The organism is Streptomyces katrae (assembly GCF_000966975.1).
GTDB lineage: Bacteria > Actinomycetota > Actinomycetes > Streptomycetales > Streptomycetaceae > Streptomyces > Streptomyces katrae.
In genome coordinates this window covers 1-1,609 of the sequence record NZ_JZWV01001221.1, presented here as the reverse complement: position 1 = coordinate 1,609, position 1,609 = coordinate 1, and the positions used below count along the sequence as shown (strand labels likewise).

Sequence of the window (1,609 nt, the reverse complement as noted above, 5' to 3'; positions counted from 1 at the left end):
GGGTCCAGAACGCGGCGGCCTCCCGCGCGGTCCAGCGCCCGGTCGCGGCCTCGGCGTTGCCGGACCCCGCGCCGGGCAGCGGCCCGCCGGGGAGCAGCAGGGCGGCGGTCGCCGCCGCCAGGGTGAACGTACGCAGCATGTGTCTCGTTCCTGTTCGTGACGGCCCGCGGGGCCCGCCGGCCTGAGGGGAGGAGCCCGGGGTTCAGACGGCCTGGGGGAAACGCAGCAGCCGCTCCGGGTCGTAGGTGCGCCGGACCTGCTCCAGGCGGGCGAGGTTGGGCCCGTAGTAGGCCTCGCGCCAGCCGGTCAGCTTCGGGTCGGCGTAGTTCTGGTAGGCCCGGCCGCCCGCCCACGGGCGCAGGGCCCGCCACAGCCCGTCGAGCCAGTCCTGGTGCCGGGTTGCCTCGGCGGGGGTCGCGGACGGCGGCCAGTACGCGAGGTACTGGGCCAGGAAGGCGCTGTCGCGGTGGACGAAGGCGGTGGCCCCGGCCGGCACCCGGTTCACGGCCCCGCCGCACACCCCGTCGAACTGGACCACACCCGTACCGCCCGGCGGAACCTCCCGTCCGTACCGCCCGAGGGCGTCCAGGACCGCCCCGACCGCCGCGTCCGGCAGCCCGGGCCCGCCCCAGAAGTCGGAGCGGGCCGCGTAGGAGTCCCGGCCGAGGAGCCCCCGCGGATCCCGGCCGGGCAGCCGCCCCGGCAGCCGGCACCGTTCGGGCCCGCCGCCGGGGCAGCCGGCCAGGGCCCGCACGGTGTTCCCGTAACTCCGCACGGTGATCCACGAGTCCCGCGGCCCGCGCCCCACCAGGCCGGCCAGCCGGGACAGTTCCCGCTCCAGCTCCGCGCGCCCGTCCAGGCACACCGCCCGGACGGCCAGGGCGGCGGCGGACCCGGCCTCCACCGTGAACTCGGCCTGGCTCCAGAACGGGTCCGCCAGCCCGCCCAGCCAGCGCTGCCAGCCGCGCACCACCGCCGCCGAGTCCGCGCCCGCCCAGTGCAGTTCGGCGAAGGCGGCGTCCCCGACGGGATGGGTGCGCAGCCGGAACTCGGTGACCACGCCGAAGTTGCCTCCCCCGCCGCCGCGCAGCGCCCAGAACAGCTCCGGGTCCCGGTCGGGTCCGGCCTCGCGGACCACCCCGTCCGGGGTCACCACGCGGGCCCCGGTGAGCCGGTCGGAGGTGGTGCCGTGGGCCCGGGAGGCGATGCCCAGGCCGCCGCCGAGGGTGAGGCCGGCGATGCCGACGGAGGGGCAGAGCCCGGCGGGCACGCCCAGGCCGCGCCCGGCGAGGGCCGCGTGCACGTCGGCCAGCCGGGCGCCCGCGCCGACGTGCACCTCGTCCCCCTCGACCGCCACCCCGGCCATGGCCCCGAGGTCGACCACCAGCCCGGCGTCCACCGTCGACCAGCCCGCGTAGCCGTGCCCGCCGCCGCGCGGCACCACCCGGGCGGCCGAACGGCGGGCGAAGTCCAGGCAGACCGCCACGTCGCCGGCGTGCGCCGGATAGGCCACGGCGCCGGGGGCCACGGAGTCGTAGCGGGGCTGGAACAGCTGCCGGGCCTCCGCGTAGTCCCCGTCCCCCGGACGGACCACCCGCCCGTCCAACTC

Annotated in this window: 1 protein-coding gene; it reads right to left on the bottom strand. The window is 78.7% G+C overall.

Going from position 1 to position 1,609, the window contains the following annotated elements:
* Positions 1–202: 202 nt before the first annotated feature.
* On the bottom strand, positions 203–1,609 hold a 1,407-nt coding region (locus VR44_RS35245; protein WP_045951725.1), incomplete at its 5' end, for an FAD-binding oxidoreductase.